Source organism: Actinoplanes sp. NPDC026670, assembly GCF_040638175.1.
GTDB lineage: Bacteria > Actinomycetota > Actinomycetes > Mycobacteriales > Micromonosporaceae > Actinoplanes.
Window position 1 is genome coordinate 61132 of record NZ_JBEZXU010000020.1, and the last position, 17841, is coordinate 78972.

At 72.6% G+C, this 17841-nt stretch carries 9 protein-coding genes; 2 read left to right on the plus strand and 7 right to left on the minus strand.

Annotated features, from left to right (window positions below; translation table 11 throughout):
* Positions 1 to 247: 247 nt before the first annotated feature.
* Positions 248 to 682 (plus strand): ATP-binding protein, encoded by a 435-nt coding sequence (locus AB0E94_RS21055; protein WP_360328545.1) that lies wholly within the window; start codon positions 248 to 250, stop codon positions 680 to 682.
* Here the strand turns inward: AB0E94_RS21055 and AB0E94_RS21060 are convergent.
* The 5 genes from AB0E94_RS21060 to AB0E94_RS21080 all read right to left on the minus strand — a co-directional run bounded on the left by AB0E94_RS21060 (position 623) and on the right by AB0E94_RS21080 (position 12836).
* On the minus strand, positions 623 to 1309 hold the full coding sequence (locus tag AB0E94_RS21060; RefSeq protein ID WP_360328547.1) for a hypothetical protein: 687 nt from the start codon (positions 1307 to 1309) through the stop codon (positions 623 to 625). The genes AB0E94_RS21055 and AB0E94_RS21060 overlap by 60 nt on opposite strands.
* A 33-nt stretch (positions 1310 to 1342) precedes the next feature.
* The gene (locus tag AB0E94_RS21065) at positions 1343 to 6514 is read right to left on the minus strand and encodes a diguanylate cyclase (RefSeq protein ID WP_360328549.1); all 5172 of its coding nucleotides are present in this window, start codon (positions 6512 to 6514) and stop codon (positions 1343 to 1345) included.
* On the minus strand, positions 6511 to 8847 hold the full coding sequence (locus AB0E94_RS21070) for a bifunctional diguanylate cyclase/phosphodiesterase (protein WP_360328551.1): 2337 nt from the start codon (positions 8845 to 8847) through the stop codon (positions 6511 to 6513). The genes AB0E94_RS21065 and AB0E94_RS21070 overlap by 4 nt, the downstream gene beginning before the upstream one ends.
* A gap of 101 nt (positions 8848 to 8948) precedes the next feature.
* Positions 8949 to 10733: a VanW family protein gene (locus tag AB0E94_RS21075; protein WP_360328552.1), complete on the minus strand. Its 1785-nt coding sequence runs from the start codon at positions 10731 to 10733 to the stop codon at positions 8949 to 8951.
* A 72-nt stretch (positions 10734 to 10805) separates the two neighbouring features.
* Positions 10806 to 12836, minus strand: coding sequence for a response regulator (locus AB0E94_RS21080; RefSeq protein WP_360328554.1), 2031 nt, complete (start codon positions 12834 to 12836; stop codon positions 10806 to 10808).
* A gap of 111 nt (positions 12837 to 12947) precedes the next feature.
* On the opposite strand from AB0E94_RS21080, the gene AB0E94_RS21085 reads away from it, so the two are divergent.
* Entirely contained in the window at positions 12948 to 15824 is a 2877-nt protein-coding gene (locus AB0E94_RS21085; protein ID WP_360328556.1) for a PAS domain S-box protein, read from the plus strand.
* Here the strand turns inward: AB0E94_RS21085 and AB0E94_RS21090 are convergent.
* Both AB0E94_RS21090 and AB0E94_RS21095 read right to left on the minus strand, forming a co-directional pair.
* Positions 15821 to 16798 (minus strand): TerC/Alx family metal homeostasis membrane protein, encoded by a 978-nt coding sequence (locus AB0E94_RS21090; RefSeq protein ID WP_360328558.1) that lies wholly within the window; start codon positions 16796 to 16798, stop codon positions 15821 to 15823. The genes AB0E94_RS21085 and AB0E94_RS21090 overlap by 4 nt on opposite strands.
* Before the next feature lie 423 nt (positions 16799 to 17221).
* On the minus strand, positions 17222 to 17830 hold the full coding sequence (locus AB0E94_RS21095; RefSeq protein WP_360328560.1) for an alpha/beta fold hydrolase: 609 nt from the start codon (positions 17828 to 17830) through the stop codon (positions 17222 to 17224).
* Between the last annotated feature and the right edge of the window lie 11 nt (positions 17831 to 17841).

Genomic DNA, 17841 nt, shown 5'->3' on the forward strand with positions numbered 1-17841 from the left:
CCACAACGTGCCGACCCACGGCCCGAAACGCGCCGCGCCTCGGCACACATCAACGCACCACCCACAACGTGCCGACCCACGGCCCGAAACGCGCCGCGCCTCGGCACACATCAACGCACCACCCACAACGTGCCGACCCACGGCCCGAAACGCGCCACACCTCGGCACACACCAAGGGCGCGGCTGGGCGGGGCGGGTGATTAGTGGGGGTAATCGTCGCGGCGCTGGGGAGGCTTAGCGTTCGGGCATGGAGACGCTTACGGTCGTGCTGGCTCCGGAACCGGAAGCGGCGAGCCTGGCCGGGGCCCTCGTCGCTGACGCCTGTCTGGCCTGGCGGCTGCCGGGGCTTCTGCATCCGGCCCGGCGGGTCCTGTCCGAGCTGGTGCGGAACGCCGTCGAGCATGCCGGCACCGAAGTGCGGGTGACCCTCACCCGCCGTGGCGACGGGCTCTGTCTCGCGGTGGGTGACGGTGACCGGCGGCTTCCGCGGCTGCGGCGGCCGGCTCCGCCGAAGCGGGGGCGGCCACTCGACGAACGCGGTTGTGGGCTGCGGGTGGTGCAGGCGGCAGCGACCGGGTGGGGCGCCGCTCCGACGACCGACGGGAAGGTGGTCTGGGCGCTGTTACGGCCGGCCGGCGCGCAGGTTCTCGGCGACGGCCAGCACGTCCCGGTCGTCGGCTGAATCGCCCCGGCCGGTGGACATCGCGTCGGCGAGGGCGCGCAGTTCGTTCGGGGGCAGGCCGCCGGAGCCGAGGCCTTCGAGGCGGATGGTGAGCCGGTTGCCGGTGGCCGGGTCGCGGGCCTCCAGGACGGGGGTGGAGATGAGCCGGTGGCCGATCCGGGAGGTGACGGCGCCCTTGGAGACGTAGGCGGTGGCCAGGTCGATGCTGCGGGTGCGGAACGTGCCCCGGACATGGGCGCGGGTGCCGTCGAGCCAGGCCGCGGCCCGGAACGTCCGCACGATCAGCAGCAGGAACGACGTCGCCCACAGCATGCCGATGGTGAAGAAGACCAGGCCGACGCCGGCGAAGAGCAGATCGGTGGAGGCGGAACCGGTTCCTTCGATGCCGAAGAGCTCGGACGAGTAGGAGACCGACGACCCGAAGCCGGGGACGCCGTAGCCGGAGGGGTCGAATTCAGCGGGGTCCTCCTGGAAGAGGCTGCGCGGGAAGTAGTCGCGCGGGTAGAAGGCGTAGGCGAAGGAGAACCCGAAGACCGCGACTGCGAGCCCGATCAATCCGGCGAACAGACCGGAGAGGACGGCTTTCGCGCGTTCCTCCCCGGTCGCTCCCACTGAAAGCATGTACATGACCGCAGAGCGTAAATCCTGGGATCAAGCCCGTCAGTCGATCATCACCCTGTTGCGTCCTGCCTCTTTTGCCCGGTAAAGGGCATGATCGGCGCGGGCGAGCAGTTCGTCGAGGGTGCCGTCGTCGTCGGACAGGCTGGTCAGCCCGACACTGATGGTGACGGTGATCGGCCCGGCCTGGGTGGGCACCGGCTCGCACGAGACGGCCAGGCGGATCCGTTCGGCCAGGTCGGCGGCGTGTCCTTCGTGGTCGGGCAGGACCGCGGCGAACTCCTCGCCGCCGTACCGGCCGAGCACGTCGGAGTGCCGCAGGCGGCTGCGGATCCGGGCGGCCACGGTACGGATGACCTCGTCGCCCACCCCGTGCCCGTACGTGTCGTTGATGTTCTTGAACTTGTCGATGTCCAGCATGACCGCCGCGAGCTGGCGTCCGTTGCGCGCGGCCGCCTGCACCAGGGCCCCGGCGATGGCGTAGAAGTGCCGCCGGTTGTGCTGCCCGGTCAGCTCGTCGGTGGTGGCCAGTTCCTGGACCCGGCTGAACAGGCGCGCGTTCTCGTAGGCGGCCATGCCCTGGGCGGCCAGCGCGGCCGCCACCTGACGGCTGGTGTCGTCGAGTCCGGAACCGCCGACCAGGACCATCCCGACCGGGCCGTCACGTCCGGTCAACGGGACGACGAGGGCGGTCGGTGCGCCGGCGAGCAGCCTCTCCCGTACCCCCGCGGTCTCTGCCGGATCGAGAAGCTCGACGGCCTCGCCCGCGGTGAGCAGCACGGGTGTCGCGATGGTCTCCGGTGACGCGGCGCCGTCGACGGCCAGCACCTCGCCGTCCCGGCCGATCAGGCACGCCGCGGTGCCGCCGAGGGCGGTCTGGAGCGTGCCGCAGAGCTGGCGCAGCAGTTTGTCGGGTTCGAGGATGGCGGTGAGTTCGGCGTGGCTGGCCCGCAGCATCTCGGCGAACGCCTGCTGCTGGCGGGCGGCCTGGACGGCCGAGTGCAGCTGCGCGGCCCGGGCCGTCTCCAGGGAGACGGCGACGTGGCTGCTGACCGCGGTGAGCACGGCGACGTCCTCGTCGGTGAAGATGCCGCGGGCGAGCCGGCTGTCCAGGTAGACGACCGCCACCATCCGGCCCTTGAACTGGACCGGAGCGATCAGGATGCTGCGCAGGCCGTGCACGACGGTGCTGCGGGAACCGAGGGCGGCGCCCTGTTCGGTGCCGGTGATGACCAACGGCTCGCCGCTCTCGGCGACCCGCCGGACCAGGCTGCTGCCGAACTCGCCGGTCTCCGGGAGGTCACCGGAGGCGTCCCGGCCGGCGTAGCGGACCGGTTCGCCGTTGTCGTCGAGCAGGAAGAAGATGGCCCGTTCGGCGCCGAGGATGCGCAGCATCTCGTCGAGGGCGACACTGGCCAGCTGCTGCGGGTCGAGGATGGTGGCCGCGGCCGAGCCGACCTGCTGCAACGCGTCCAGGTGGCGGTTGCGGCCGGAGGCCGGCCGGCGTTCGGCGACGGTCCGGCGATGCGTGCCGGCGCCCTCGTCGACCCCGAATTCGGTACGGGTCTGCCGGCGCCGCTGCTCCCAGCCGTGGAAGATGGCCATCCCGAGCGCGAACCGCGCCTGCCGGTCGGCCTCGTTGGCCAGCCCCAGGGCACGCATGGCCCGGGCCCGGATGCGGAACACCTCGTACTGGATGAACGGCGCGTCGACCTTGCGCAGCTTCCGTTCGGCCTCGTCGGCGACCTTGAGGCACTTCTGCGGCTCGGCCGACGCCAGGTGCAGCGACGCCTTCGTGGTGAGGTGGACGCAGCGCAGCAGCGGGGTGCCGCCGACCTTGCCGAGCTCCTTGACCGCCCGGGCCGCCTCGGCCAGCTTGACCGGACGGTCGGCGTCGGAGGCGAACCGGAACTGGATCAGCCGGGAGTGCGCCATGTAGACGTAGATCCACCGGTGCTGTGGCATCAGCTCGCTGTGGCGCAGGCCGAGCGCGTGGAACTCGGTGAAGATCTCCTCCAGCTGCGGTCCCACGTCACCCTGCTCGATCAGGGTGCAGGCGGCCGCGGTGAGCATGTTGGCCCGCTGCACCCGGGTGCCGGCGCCGGGCGGGAACACCTTCCGCAGGTGTTTCAGGGCGGCCGCGGCGTCACCGAAACGGCTCTGCCCGGCCGGGACCATCACACTGAGCATGCCGAGCGAGGTGCCGAGCGCGAAGTCCTGGTCGCCGAGCCGCTGTACGCCTCGCTCGTACTCGCGGGCCGCCTCGTCGACATAACCGCGCAGCAGGAAGCGCAGGCCCAGGGTGGCGTACCCGGGGATCAGCTGGGCGGGCACGTACCAGCGGGAGTTCCGGGTGATCGTCCGCTCCCAGGCGCTGCCGTCGTCGACACCGCTGAACAGCTGCGCGCAGCCGCTCATCCACTCGACGTAGGCGACCAGGCCCGGGTCACCGAGCCCGGCGGCCACCTCGGCCGCGCGTTTCAGGCAACGTTCGCTGGTGCCGCGCAGCCTGATCACCGCGGTCACGTAGCCGAGCAGGGCGTACACGCGGACGTACTCGGGGCACGGGCCGAGCCGGTTCACCGCGTACATGGCCCGCATCCCGAAGGTGCCGGCCTCGCGCAGGCGGATGCCGAGACCGGCGGCATAGCCACCGGCATCGAGGACGGCGGCGAGCGCGGCCTGAGTCTCCCGGTCGCGGCCCCGGGCGGTTCCAAAACCTATTCCGGTACGCCGTACGAGCCCACCGGCGAACGCGATGAAGAGTGTCTGCACCAGGGCGAGCAGCCCGGCCCCGGGCAGTGGCCGCCGCAGTTCGGCGAGCGCGGTCCGGGCCGTCTCCAGTGCCTTCCCGTCATCCCAGACGGTGTGGTGCAACTCGATCCGGGTGGTCAGGAGCCGGGCCCGCTGGAGCCGATCGGGTTCCACGGCGAGCGCCCGGTCGAGGACGGCGTCGCAGTCGTCGAGCCGCCCGGCCGCCAGGTAGGCCTGGGCCAGCACGTGCAGCAGCCGGCTGTCCGGGGCCGGATCCCCGTCGACGGCGTCGGTCAGGTAGTCGATGGCCTCGGCCGGGGCCTGGTCGGCGAGCGCACGGCGACCGGCCGTGGCGGCGCTGCGGCGGCGGTCCTCGGGGCTGGCGGCGTCACCGGCCCGGCGGTGGTGGCGGGCCACGGCGTACGCGTGCCCCTCGTCGCGCAGGTCCTCGGGCAGCCGTTCCAGGGCGGCCGCCAGGTCGGCGTTGAGCTGCCGCAGGTCGGACTCGCCGACCCGGTCCAGCAGGACGTCACGCAGTTGCGGGTGGACGAAGGCGTACCAGCCGCCCGGCCGTGGTTCGAGGACGTGCCGGTCGGCGGCGGCCGCGAGCGCGGCGAGCACCCGGTCGGTCTCGCCGATCTGGAAGAGGAGCTCCGGCCGGAACCGGGTGCCGGCCGCCGCGGCCACGGTCAGGCACTCCAGGGTGTCGCCGGACAGGCCGGTGAGCCGGGCCGCGATCAGGTCACGGACGTCGGCCGCCGGGGGCAGCGCGTCGGCGCCGGGGATGTCCAGCCGCCAGCCGCCCCAGATCGGGCTGAGCAGGCCGGCGTCGAGCAGGCGCAGCAGGTAGCTGACGACCGCGAGCGGGGTGCCGTCGGTACGCGCGGTGACGTGCCGGACCAGGTCGACCCCGACCTCGGCACCGGGCAGCCGGGACGCGATCACGTCGGCGACGGCCGGGGCGGGCAGCAGGGCGCAGGACACTTCCAGGGTGCCGGCGCTCTCCAGCCCGGCGGCCGGGTCGTCGGCTCCGTCCGGGGCGGTGAACAGCACCAGGACCGGCAGGCCGGCCAGTTCGGCGGCGAGTTTCTCGATCAGCTGGCGGGTGCCGGAGTCGAGGTGCTGGGCGTCGTCGACGACGAGCAACAGCCCACCGGCCCGGGTGGCCAACTCGCCGAGGAAGACCACCCCGGCACCGAGCACGTGCTCGTCACCGCCGGGCGCGGGCTCCCCGGAGATCGCCGGCACGAGGTCGCCGAAGAGCCGGGCGAGCAGACCCGCTCCGGCGGCCGCGGAAGCCTCGGCGATCTGGGTGTCGGCGGTGGCCCGCTGTTCCGGCGACAGCCGGCGGACCCAGGCCTGCCAGGAGGTGACCGCCTCGCGGGCGGCGGCGAGCGGGGACGCCTCGTCGGGACGGCAGGTCGCCCAGAACACCGGGAGCCCGGCCGCGGCGACCTCGGCCGCAAGCTCCTGGGCGAGCCGGGTCCGGCCGGCGCCGGCTGCGCCCCGGATGACGGCGAGCCCGCCCTGGCCGGCGCGGACGCGTTCCCAGCGGCGGCTGAGCCGGCCGGCTTCCTCGGCCCGGCCACGCATCGGCCAGCTCGTGACGGCGGCCTGTTCGGCGGCGGCGCCGCCCGGGCAGCCGCGCAGGTCGGCCAGGAGGGTGGCGGCGTCCGGGTAGCGGTCGTCGGGGTCCTTGGCGAGCAGCCGGGTCACCACGGCGTGCAGGGCCGGGTCGATGCCGGGGCGCAGTCCGGCCAGGTCGGGGACCGGTGCGGCCAGGTGCAGGCGCAGCAGCTCACCGACGTCGTCGGCTTCGAACGGCAGCCGCCCGGCCAGGCACTCGAACAGCACCACGCCCAGCGAGTACAGGTCGGAACGCCCGTCGACCGGGCGTTTCAGCATCCCGGACTGCTCGGGCGAACTGTAGAGGAAGGTGCCGACCGCCTCGTCGGTGTCGCCGCGTTCGGCGCCGATCTGGGCCAGGCCGAAGTCGATCAGGGTGGCCGGCTGGTCCGGGCCGACCATGATGTTGCCGGGTTTGATGTCCCGGTGCACCAGGCCGAGGCGGTGTGCGGCGGCCAGGCCGCGGGCCAGCCGGGCGGCCATGGTGACCACCCATTCCTCGCTGAGCGTGCCGCCGAGCTGGTCGGCCAGGGAGCCGCCGGTCAGGTGGTCGAGCACCATGGCCGGTACGCCGTCGAGGTCGCCGACCGCGTGCACCCGGACCACACCCGGGTCGTCGATGCAGGCCAGCAGGGCGGCTTCGCGGCTGAAATCGGTCCGGATCTCCGGGTAGGCGCCCGCGTCGGCGAGCGGGCGTTTCACCGCGTACCAGCGGTCGCCCCGCCGGGCCCGGTGGACCATGGTGAACGCGCCACGGCCGAGCTCGTCGACCAGTTCGAGGCCGGTCAGTTCGGGGCCGGTCAATTCGGGGCCGGTCAGCCCTGTTTCCGTCACTTGACACTCATTCCGCGTCCGGCGTCACTGTGCTGATCGGCAGTTATCTGGTCGATCTGAACGTTCCCCGCCAGGGCCAGCAGTTCGGTGGCGGCGCCGGCCGGGACCGGACGGGCGAAGTGGTAGCCCTGGGCCCGGTGGCAGCCCAGGTCATGCAGCAACGCGGCCTGGGCGCCGGTCTCCACCCCCTCGGCGACCGTGGTCAGGCCCAGCCCGGTGGCCAGGTCGACGATCGCCCGGACCAGCACGGACTGCTGCACGTCGGTGTCGTCGGCGGGCATGAACGAGCGGTCGATCTTCAGCACGTCGATCGGGAGGTCCCGCAGGTACGCGAGCGACGAGTAGCCGGTGCCGAAGTCGTCGATCGCCACCCGTACCCCCTCGGCTCGCAATGCCGAGAGGTGCAGCAACGCCTGCGCCGCGTGCGCGCCGGAACGGACCAGGACGCCCTCGGTGATCTCCAGGGTCAGGGCGGCGGCCGGCAGGCCGCTCGCCCGCAGCGCGGCCAGCGCCTTCACGGTGAAATGCGGGTCGGCGAGCTGGCGCGGGGAGACGTTCACGGTGACCGTGGTGCCCCAGCGGCGATGCCAGGCGGCGGCGTCGGCGCAGGCCCGGCGCAGCACCCATTCGCCGAGCGCGACGATCAGGCCGCTGTCCTCGGCGGCCGGGATGAACAGGTCCGGCCCGATCGGCGCCCGGCCCGGCGGCAGCCAGCGGACCAGCGCCTCCACGGCGACCGGGTGGGCGTCGCCGAGCGTCACGATCGGCTGGTAGTGGACCGCGAACTCGTCGGCGTCGACCGCCGCACGCAGGCGTTCCAGCAGGCGGATCCGGTCGGCCTGCTCCTGGCGCATCGCCACGTCGAAGACCGACGCCTGGTCCTTGCCGGCCGCCTTGGCCGCGTAGAGCGCCAGGTCGGCGTCGCTGAGCACCTGCACCGGGTCGGCCGTGGCGCAGAAGACGCGGATGCCGGCGCTCGCCGTGACGTGCAGTGGCTGGCCGCCGGCCGGAACCGGCTCACGCAGCGCGGCCAGCACGGCGTCCCCACGGGCGGCCGCCTCGGCCGGTCCGGCGCCCGGCAGCAGCAGCGCGAACTCGTCACCGCCGAGCCGGGCCACCGTGTCGCCGTCGCCGATCAGGCCGGACAGCCGACCGGCCACCGAGGTCAGCAGGTCGTCGCCGGTCGGGTGGCCGAACCGTTCGTTGACCTCCTTGAACCCGTCGAGGTCGACCAGGAGCAGGGCGCCCTCGGCCTGGCCGGCGAGCAGTTCCTCCAACTGGGTGCGGTTGGGCAGGCCGGTCAGCGCGTCGTGCCGGGCCTGGTGGGTCAGGGTGCGCTGGAGCTCGGCCTGCTCGGCGAGGGCGTCCCGGAGGCTCGCGGCCCGCTGGCCGGCGAGGACCGTGGTGTGGGTGAGCCGCAGCACCAGCAGCAGCGCGGTCAGCGCGGTCGCGACCACCGGGACCACCAGGTCCTTCCGGTGGTTCTCGGTGACCAGCAGATAGCCGGTGGCGGCCGGGCCGACCATCACCAGCACGATGTTGCCGACCAGCGCCATCCGGGTCCGGCCGCGGGCCGGAACGGTCTCCGGGTCGACCGGCTCGCCCGCCTCCGGATGCCGCGCCGCAGCCCCGATCAGCAGGAACGCGAGCACCCAGCCGGCCGCGCTCCAACCCGGCCCGGACCATCCGCCACCGGCCGCGGCGGCGAGGAAGTAGAGCACGTCGGCGGCGGTCAGCACACACGCCGCGGCCAGCAGCAGCCGGTCCGGCCAGGTCAGCCGCCCGTGCACGACGATCATCCGGGTGGCGGCGGCGAGCACCAGCAGGTCGAGGGCCGGGTACGCCAGCGCACAGGCCGGCCCCGGCCACTGACCCGGGTCCATCACGAACGGGTCGTAGAGCAGAATCCAGGCCAGCGATGTGCCGGTGCACAGCATGATCCCGGCCTCGGTCATCCCGGCCCACGGCGAGCCGCCCCGGCCCTGCGCCAGGTTCAGCAGACCGGCCGCGAGCAACGGGTACATGAGCAGGTAGACGACATCGACGAGACTCATCCCGGTGGGCGCCGGATGTCCCAGCGCCATCCCGGCGCCCCAGATCGCGTTCGCGATCCCGCAGCAGAGCATCGCGGCGGCCAGCGGCCACCACGCGCGGCGGCGGGCCAGGTGGTGCCGGCGGACCCCGTTCCGGACGGCGACCAGCGCGGTCACCGCCACCAGGACGTACGCCGCCTGGCGGGCCACGTCACCCAGCAGCGGCGCCGCGACCACCGGCGGCGCACCGGCGAGCAGCAGCCAGTACCAGCCGCGATTCCGATCCGTCGGAGAGCCCATCGAACCACCGTCGCCCGCCCGGATTGCGGAACGGTTGCCGGACAGGCGCTACTGGATTGTTGTTGCGGCCGCTCTCCCCACCGGACCGGAGTTCGGCGACCTCAGTCGGTGGCCGGGCCGCCACAGATGAAGCGCGGCTCGGGGTCGTACTTCCAGGTGAACTTCTCCCGCTTGGCGACCTTGCCGTCCTTGTGGAACAGCCGCCACGCGTCCTGGGTGAACCCGATCAGGCCGCTCGTGGAGATGCAGTCCGGGCCGTCCGGTTTGGTGATCGTCGGCGGGGAGGTGATGTTGCGCCGGGCGCTCCACTCCGTGGTCACCTTGTCCCACACCTTGGTGCTCCACATCGACACGGTGATCGAGTCGCTGGTCCAGGCGGTGTCGATGAGCACGCCGTACGGGCTGTCGTTCTTGAACTTGAAGTCCAGGTCGGGCCAGAAGATCGTGGACTCGATGACCGCCGGGTACCTGTCGAAGTAGTACGAGTGCGGCTTGTGCTCGACGTCCTGCAGCCCCGCGTAGTAGCTGGCGTTGAAGAGCGTCGTGGTGAACTGCGAGACGCCGCCGCCGACGCCCGGTTGCAGGTGCCCGCCGACGATCACCGGCGCGTCCTTGTAGCCCTGCGCGTAACCGCGCTCGCCGGTGTGCTTGTTCAGCGAGAACGTCTTGCCGGGCAGCACCAGGGCGCCGCGGACCTGCTTGGCGGCGGTCACGATGTTCTGGCTGCGCGACGACGACAGCCCGCCGGTGAACTTGGTGGTGAAGGTAGAGACCTTCTCCGAGACGCCCAGCTTCTCCAGGTCGGCGACCGAGGTGGCGGGTTCGGCGGTGGTCAGGGTGGCTTTCACGGTACGGGCGTCCGCGCTGGTCGCCGCGGTGAGCAGCTGGGGCGCGAGCGCGGTCAGGTCGAGGCCCTGCCCGGGGGCGCCGGTGACGATCCGTGGCTTGCCGCCGGCGAAGGCGAACTTCGCGTCCTCGGCCGGCACCTCGATCTTCGCGAGGGCCGGGGCGACCGCGGCGCGCAGTCTCTTCGGGTCGATCCGGGGTTCGATCAGCCCGGTCCGGTCCGCGGTCAGCACCAGGCTCTTCGCCATCGCGGCGGGCGGGATGGTGAGGACGCCCCGCTCGGAGGTGACCGTGACCGGCGCGGCGACGGCCGGCCGGGCGACCGTCTCGACCAGCTGGTCCACCTGCTCGGCGGTGGTGGCCGGGTGCAGGTCGACGAGCGGGACGGCGACCGGCTCGCCGGACAGCCAGCCGGCCTTGACCGCCTCGGCCGACCGTTGCGGGTCGAGGCCCCGGCCCGGCCGCGGGTGCACGGCTTTCGGGGTGAGACCGGTGAAGGTGACCGCGGGCGGCCGCATGGCGGCGCCGACGGTGCCGACCGCCTTTCGCAGCGCCGCGTCGAGCAGGTCGGCGTCGACGGCGATCACCGGCGCGACGGCCCGGTCCCGGAACAGTGCCGGGCGGCCCTGTGCGGCGGCGTCGACAGTCGCGTCCACGTCGACGACCAGGCCGATGTCTGCCGGGCTGAGGGCGGCGCCCTTGCCCTCGACCTGGACCCGGACCGCTGCGGTGGCTCGCGGGTCGCCGGCCAGATGGGCGCGCAGGGCGGCGGCCGCCTCGGCCCGGGCCAGCCCGCCGAGGTCGAGGCCGAGCACCGTCACGCCGCGCGGCACGTCTCCGATCAGCGCCCAGCGGGCGGCGCCACCGGCCGCGGCGGCGACCGCCACGGCGGTGAGGCCGGCGACCAGCAGGCGGCGGCCACGGCGCGGCGCCGGTGGGACGGGCGCGATCTCCAGGTCGTCGTGCGTGGGCGTGGCCTGCTGGGGCAGCCGGACGGTCGGCTGACCGTCGACGGGCTGCCGGTCACTGGCGGTGGCCACCGTGCCTCCTCGGGGGTCGGGGGCGGTGAGCCAGGAATCCTAATCGATAGCGGACGGCTGACCGACAGGCGGTCAGCTGCGCTGGGCCAGGGAAAGGGCCGTTCGTACGGTGCTCACCAGCCTCTCCCGGTCGAACGGTTTGGCCAGGATGGTGGATCCCGGTTCGAGGTTGTTGCCCTTCTCGTCGAAGAGCGACTCGGCGTACCCGGAGACGAAGACCACGCAGAGGTCGGGCCGCCGGCCGGAGGCGATCCGGGCCAGTTGACGGCCGTCCATCCCGGGCATCACCACATCGGTGACCAGGGCGGCGATCTCCCCGCCGTGCCGCTCCAGCAGGCGCAGCGCCTCGGCCGCGTCCGGGGCGGTCAGCACCCGGTACCCGGCGCCGCCGAGCATCCGGGCGGTCACCTGGAGCACCGCGTCCTCGTCGTCGACCAGCAGCAGGGTCTCCCCTCCGCCGGGTTCCCGCGGCGCGGGCGGTGGCGGGGGCGGCGGCGCCGGGACGGTTCCGGCCACCGCGGGCAGCGAGATGGTCACCGACGCGCCCCCGCCCGGGCCGGAGCGCAGCAGGAGCTGGCCGCCGGCCTGGCTGACGATGCCGTGCACGGTGGACAGGCCGAGCCCGACCGTGCCGGTCGTCGACTTGGTGCTGAAGAACGGCTCGCAGGCGCGTTCCAGCACGTCCGGGGCCATGCCGGGGCCGGTGTCGCGTACTTCGACGGTGACGTTCGCGCCCTCGGTCGCCGTGGTGACGGTGACCGTGCCGCCGTCCGGCATCGCCTCGCCGCTGTTGCGGACCAGGTTGTCCAGCGCCCGGGCCAGCTGCACCGGGTCGGCCTTGATCTCGGGCAGGTCGGCGCGCAGCACGAAGCGCACCTCGCACTCCGGGCCGGCGGCCGCGCGCAGCGCCTCCTGGTACTCCTCGAGCAGGGCGTTGACCTTGACCGCGGCCGGTTTGTTCACCTCGCGACGGCCGAACGCCAGCATGTGCTGGGTCAGCGCCTTGGCCCGCTCGCCGCCCTTGACCACCTGGGCCAGGTCGCCGAGCAGCGACTCGACGGTCTCGGCCGGGATGCTGCCGTCGTCGCGGCCGTCGCTGATCGTCTCGATGGCCAGGTTGGTGTAGCCGAGGATCGCGCCCAGGATGTTGTTGAAGTCGTGGGCGGTGCCACCGGCCATCCGGCGCAGGCTGTCCAGGCGCTCGGCGTCCCGGTGCCGGGCCTCGTCCTGACGGCGCTGGCTCTCCTCGCGCAGCCGTTCCTCGGCCAGGGTGACGTCGGTGACGTCGTCGACCATCAGCACGCCGCCGGTCAGCCCCTCGTCCTCGTCGTGCGTCTGCCGCAGGTGGATCCGCAGCGTGCGGACGGTGCCGTCGCGCCAGGTGATCCGGTGGTTGTAGCGCAACTCCTCGCCGGCGCCGTCGCCGCGCAGGAGCCGGCGGACGGCTGTCTCGTCGGGGCCGGCGAGACCGAGGCGGGACAGCCAGGCGGGCGAATCGGCGAGGTGGTCCATCGGCAGCTGGAGGATCTCGGCGAGCCGCGGGTTCAGGTAGTCGGCGCTGCCCCGCCGGTTGATGATCCCGATCCCGACCGGGGACGCGACGGCCATCGCCTCGAAGAGCCGTTCGGTGTCGTGCAGCGCCCGGACCTTCTCGATCAGCTTGGCGTTGACCGTCTGGAGGTGGGCCTGGGCGAAGACCTCGTCGGTGGTCACGCTGACGTCGACCGGGCCGGCGGCGAGCGCCATGTCGATCGCGTCGAGCAGCGCGTCCGGGTCCTGGGAGCGCAGCACCACCTGGCTGACCCCGCAGGCCTCGGCGATCGGCCGGGTCTCCGGCTCCAGGTAGTTGGCGGTGTAGAAGATCACCGGCGCCTGGGCGGCCTCCCGGTCCGGGTCGGCGCGGAGCCGGTGGACCAGTTCGAGGCCGTCGATGCCGGGCATCAGGACGTCCGAGACCACCACGTCCGGGTGGTGGGCGTGGGCGAGCCGGAGCGCGTCGGCCCCGTCGTGCGCCTCGATGACGTCGTGACCGCGGAAACCGAGCAGCATGCGCACGATCTCCCGGTTGGCGGCCACATCGTCGACGACCATCACTGTCGCCACGTCGGCTCCCTTGCGGCGAGTCGGTGGGTGCTATGTCCGTAATAAGGCTAAAGCAGAAGAAGGTCGCATGTACGTTGATGCTGAATCGGATTCGGATCCTCGGAGGCCGCAGTGTTGCGTAGGGCCGTCTCTCTGCTGGCCGGAGTGGCCGCCGGCGTCACCGCGGTGCTGCTGGCCCACCGCTCCCGGAAGGCGGCGGCCTGGGCCGAGGCGGGCTGGCGCACCGAAGCCCTGGAGAACGCCCGGCTCGCCGCCATCGTCGAGGCCTCCCAGGACGCGATCGTCAGCAAGACCCCGGACGGCACCATCAAGAGCTGGAACCCCGGGGCCGAACGGCTCTACGGATACACCGCCGAGGAGATGGTCGGCAGCGACGTGTGCCGGCTGCTGCCCGAGGACCGGCTCGGCGAGGAGCGCGAACTGCTCGCCCGGGTCCGCCGCGGCCAGGCGCTCACCAGGTACGAGACCCGCCGCCGCCGCAAGGACGGGACGGTCATCGAGGTGTCGCTCAGCATGGCCCCGATGCGCGACCCCGACCACGAGGTGATCGGCACCGCCACCGTCGCACACGACATCACCGCCCGGGTCCAGGCCGACCAGCGCCGCCGGGGGGAGCGCGAACAGCTCGAAATGATCATGCAGGCGGCCAGCGACCCGTTCTTCACGATGGACGGCGAGGGCGTGATCACCGAGTGGAACCGGCAGTCCGAGCACGTCTTCGGCTGGCGGCGCCCGGAGATCCTGGGCCGCGACGTGACCGGCACCATCCTGCCCGCCCGCTACCACCCGGCGCTGGACCGGCTGCTCGCCGGCCGGTGGGAGTGGCTGCTGGACCGGCCCACCGAGATGACCGCGGCGCACCGGGACGGCCACGAGATCCCGGTCGAGCTGACCATGTGGCGCATCAGGCACAACAACGGCGCGCACTTCCACGGGTTCGTCCGCGACATCACCGCCCGCCGCCAGACCGAGCAGGCCCTCGGCCAGGCCCGGGACCAGGCGGTCGAGACGGCCCGGCTGAAGTCGCAGTTCCTCGCGTCGATGAGCCACGAGATCCGGACCCCGATGAACGGGGTGATCGGGCTGACCGGGCTGCTGCTCGGCACCACACTCGACGAACGCCAGCGCCGCTACGCCGAGGGGATCAGCTCGGCCGGCTCGGCGCTGCTCTCGGTGATCAACGACATCCTCGACTTCTCCAAACTGGAAGCCGGCAAGGTGCTGCTGGAGGAGGCGAACTTCCGGATCGGCAAACTGCTCGACGACGTGGTGTCGCTGGTCGCCCCGCCGGACACGCACGACGGGGTCTCGATCACCGCGATCTGCGACGAGCGACTGCCTGCCACGGTCTGCGGCGACCCGGCCAAACTGCGGCAGGTGCTGCTCAACCTGGCCGGCAACGCGGTCAAGTTCACCCCACACGGGACGATCACGGTCGCCGCGCGCCTGGACACCACGCAGAACTGCGGCCCGGAGGCGGTGCCGATCCGGTTCGAGGTGCACGACACCGGCATCGGCATCGACGAACACCGGCAGGGCGAGCTGTTCGAGGCGTTCACCCAGGCCGACGCGGGCACCACCAGGCGGTTCGGCGGCACCGGGCTCGGCCTGGCGATCAGCCGGGACCTGGTCGAGCTGATGGGCGGCCGGATCGGGATGGCGAGCGAACCGGGGCGGGGCAGCACGTTCTGGTTCACGGTCACGCTGCGCACCGCACAGGAGCACCTGGACCTCGTCGAACGGCACGCCCTGGACGGGCTGCGGGTGCTCGTGGTGGACCGGGACGCCGGGGATCGTACGGTCCTCGCCGAACAGCTGGCCGCCTGGTCGATGGACGCGATCGGGGTCGCCGACACGGTCGAGGCGATCGCCGTGATGCGCGACGCGGCCGCTGCCGGACGGCCGATCGACCTGCTCATCGTCGACATGCACACGTCGCCCGAGGACACCGCGGCGATCACCCCGCCGGACTGCCCGCCGCCCCGGACGATCCTGCTCGCCGAGGACGCCCAGCACCTGCCGGACGAGCCCGACTCGGCCTGGGTGGCGGCCGCCTTCGCCAAGCCGCTACGCCAGTCGCAGCTCTACGACGCCCTGGTCGGGGTGATCGGCGACCGGGCCGGCGACCGGACGGTCAGCGCCACCACCGAGGCACAGCCCGGTCGCGGGCATCTGCTGGTGGTCGAGGACAACGAGATCAACCGGACGGTCGCGCTCGGCATCCTGGCCAACCTCGGCTACAGCGCCGACGTGGCGGTCAACGGCCGGGAGGCGGTCGATCTGGCCGCCCGCCGGGAGTACCAGGCGATCTTCATGGACTGCCTGATGCCGGAGATGGACGGCTACGCGGCGACCGCCGAGATCCGCCGCCGGGAACCGCCCGACCGGCACGTGCCGATCATCGCGCTGACCGCCGGCGCACTCGCCGAGGACCGGGCCCGCTGCCTGGCCGCCGGCATGGACGAGCACATCGCCAAGCCGCTCATCCCCGCCGACGTGTCCCGGGTGCTGGAGCACTGGATCAGCGCCGAACCCGCCGCCGATCTGCCGGCGATGGTCGCCGAGATCGAACGGCGGCTGGACCAGTTGCGCGGCCCCGACCCGGCGGCCACCGCAGGAGCGCTCGCCGGCCTGCTCGCGTCGCTGTCGGCGAAGATCCCGGAACACCTGGACCGGATGCAGCAGGCCCTCGCCTTCGACGACGCGAACCAGCTCCGTATCGAGGCGCACCAGCTGATGGGGGTGCTGGCGAACCTGGGAGCCGGGCCGGCGACCACCGCATGCGGCCGGATCGAGACCGCTGCCCGGGCCGGTGACCTGGACGCGGCGGTGGTCACCTTCACCGCCGCCCGGCCGCTGATCATGATGGCCCGGGACGCCGCCGACCAGATCCGCCGCGCTCCGCTCACCACCTCCTCGGCCGATCCTGGTCGCCTGGACACCGAAATCGGTGGTCAGGCGGCCAGAGTAGGCCCGGCTCGGCGCTAGGAGGGGGCGGAGGCGCGCTCCTTGCGGTCGGCGTAGAGGCTGGTCGCGGTCACCACCGCCAGGGTGCCGGCGATGACGGCCAGCGACGCGTCGATCGGGATGTCGGGCACGCCGTCCCAGAGGCCGTGCGCCCAGTGCAGCACCAGCTTCACCCCGATGAACGCCAGAATGATCGCGAGGCCGTAGTTCAGGTGCCGCAGCCGGTCCAGGACGTTGTGCAGCACGAAGTACAGCGCCCGGAGCCCGAGCAGCGCGAACGCGTTCGTGGCGAACACCAGGTACGGGTCCTCGGTCACCCCGTAGACAGCCGGCACCGAGTCGACCGCGAACACCACGTCGGTCATGAACACCGCGACCACGACCAGCGCCAGCGGGGTCAGCGCCCGACGGCCGCCCTCCCGGACCGTCAGCTTCCCGCCCCGGTAGTCACCGGTCACCGGCATCAGCCGGCGCATGAACCGGACACTGCGCATCGAATCGATGTCGACCTGGTAGTCCTCGTGGCGCATCGCCTCCCGCAGCACCTTCGCCGCGGTCAGCAGCAGAATCCCGCCGAACAGCAGGAACGCCCACGTGCCGCTCTGCATCACGACCGCGCCGGCGGCGATGAAGATCCCGCGCAGCACCAGAGCGCCGGCGATGCCGTAGAGCAGCACCCGCTGGGCCAGTTGCGGCGGCACCGCGAAGGCCGCGAGCAGCAGCATGAACACGAACAGGTTGTCGACCGACAGCGACTTCTCCACCACGTATCCGGTGTAGAACTCCACGGCCGGGCGACGGCCGTACAGCTGCCAGATCAGAACCCCGAACGCGCCCGGAAGCGCCAGGTAGAACAGCGACCAGCCGACCGCCTCGCGCATCGCCACCTCGTGCGGGCGGCGGGTGATCACGAAATCGACGGCCAGCAGGGCCAGCAGCACGGCGATGGAGATCGCCCAGAGCTGTGGAGAAGCGATGGTCGGTAAATGGAACACGGAGCCCCCTCGGACACGAGTCATCGTCCGAGGTCTCCCTCACCCGCCATCGGCGGGCGAACGCACGAGGGCATATGGATGCCCGTGGTGACCGCCACGCTCTCGCGGAGGTACTCCCCTCGCGGCCAGCTTAAGCACGAGCCGCCCGATGAGCCAGGCCAACCTTGGTATTTCCGGCATTCCGGTTGACGGGCCGGAGCCACGGGTGGACCGTTGAAGCTCGGCTGTCACCGCAGCCGACCAGCGGTTCCGAGGGAGGTACCGCCATGTTCGTCGACATCCTGGTAGGCACGCTTCTGATCGTCTGCTTGGTGATCAGCGCCGCCGCTCTGACGCCGCCGACGCATCGGCATCGCCGGCATCGGCACGGCTGACTGACTCTGAACCGGGAGCGGCCGCCCTTCCAGAGCGGCCGCTCTCCGGTCAGATCAGATCTTTCAGGGTCGCGGCGAACCGCGCCGGGGCGCGCAGGTGCGGAAAACAGGGCCGCTTCCGGCTCATCGTCTGCTTGCGATCGGCAAACCAGCATTTGTACGAGCGGAGCAGGCTTCTGTCCCAGCGTGCCTGAGCGAACTGCCGGTACGGCGCCGGAACCCCGGCCAGGTCGGTGGCCGCCCGGTGCCGCTCCGGGCAGTCGGGTGGCTCGGCGGCCGGCTCGTCGAAGGTCAGCACCGCCCGGGTCGCATACGAGTCGGCGAACGCCTCGGCCAGCAGCGCGCCCTCGCCCTGGCCGACCAGCACCGGCGCGCGATGCAGGTCCAAGCCGTTGACCAGCACCGACAGGTCACGGGCGAGGCCCGCCACATCGTTCTCGTTGCGGGCCGCCGAGTGCCCGTGCCCGGGCAGGTCGACGGCGATCACACTGCACGTGTCACCGAGCTCGGCCGCGACCGGCCACCAGGTGGTCCGGTCATAGAAGAGGCCGTGCAACAGCACCACCGGCCGGCCGTACCGGCCCCAGCGGTCGTAGACGAGCAGATTCTTCGGCGTTCCGTAGGCGTGGGTGGTGCGGCGCGGGGGCTGAGGATGCACGGCGATGGTCT

Bases quoted from the DNA above. Each gene is read 5' to 3' on its own strand.
- AB0E94_RS21055 (WP_360328545.1), top strand. From the start codon at position 248: ATGGAGACGCTTACGGTCGTGCTGGCTCCGGAACCGGAAGCGGCGAGC.
- AB0E94_RS21060 (WP_360328547.1), bottom strand. From the start codon at position 1,309: ATGTACATGCTTTCAGTGGGAGCGACCGGGGAGGAACGCGCGAAAGCC.
- AB0E94_RS21070 (WP_360328551.1), bottom strand. From the start codon at position 8,847: ATGGGCTCTCCGACGGATCGGAATCGCGGCTGGTACTGGCTGCTGCTC.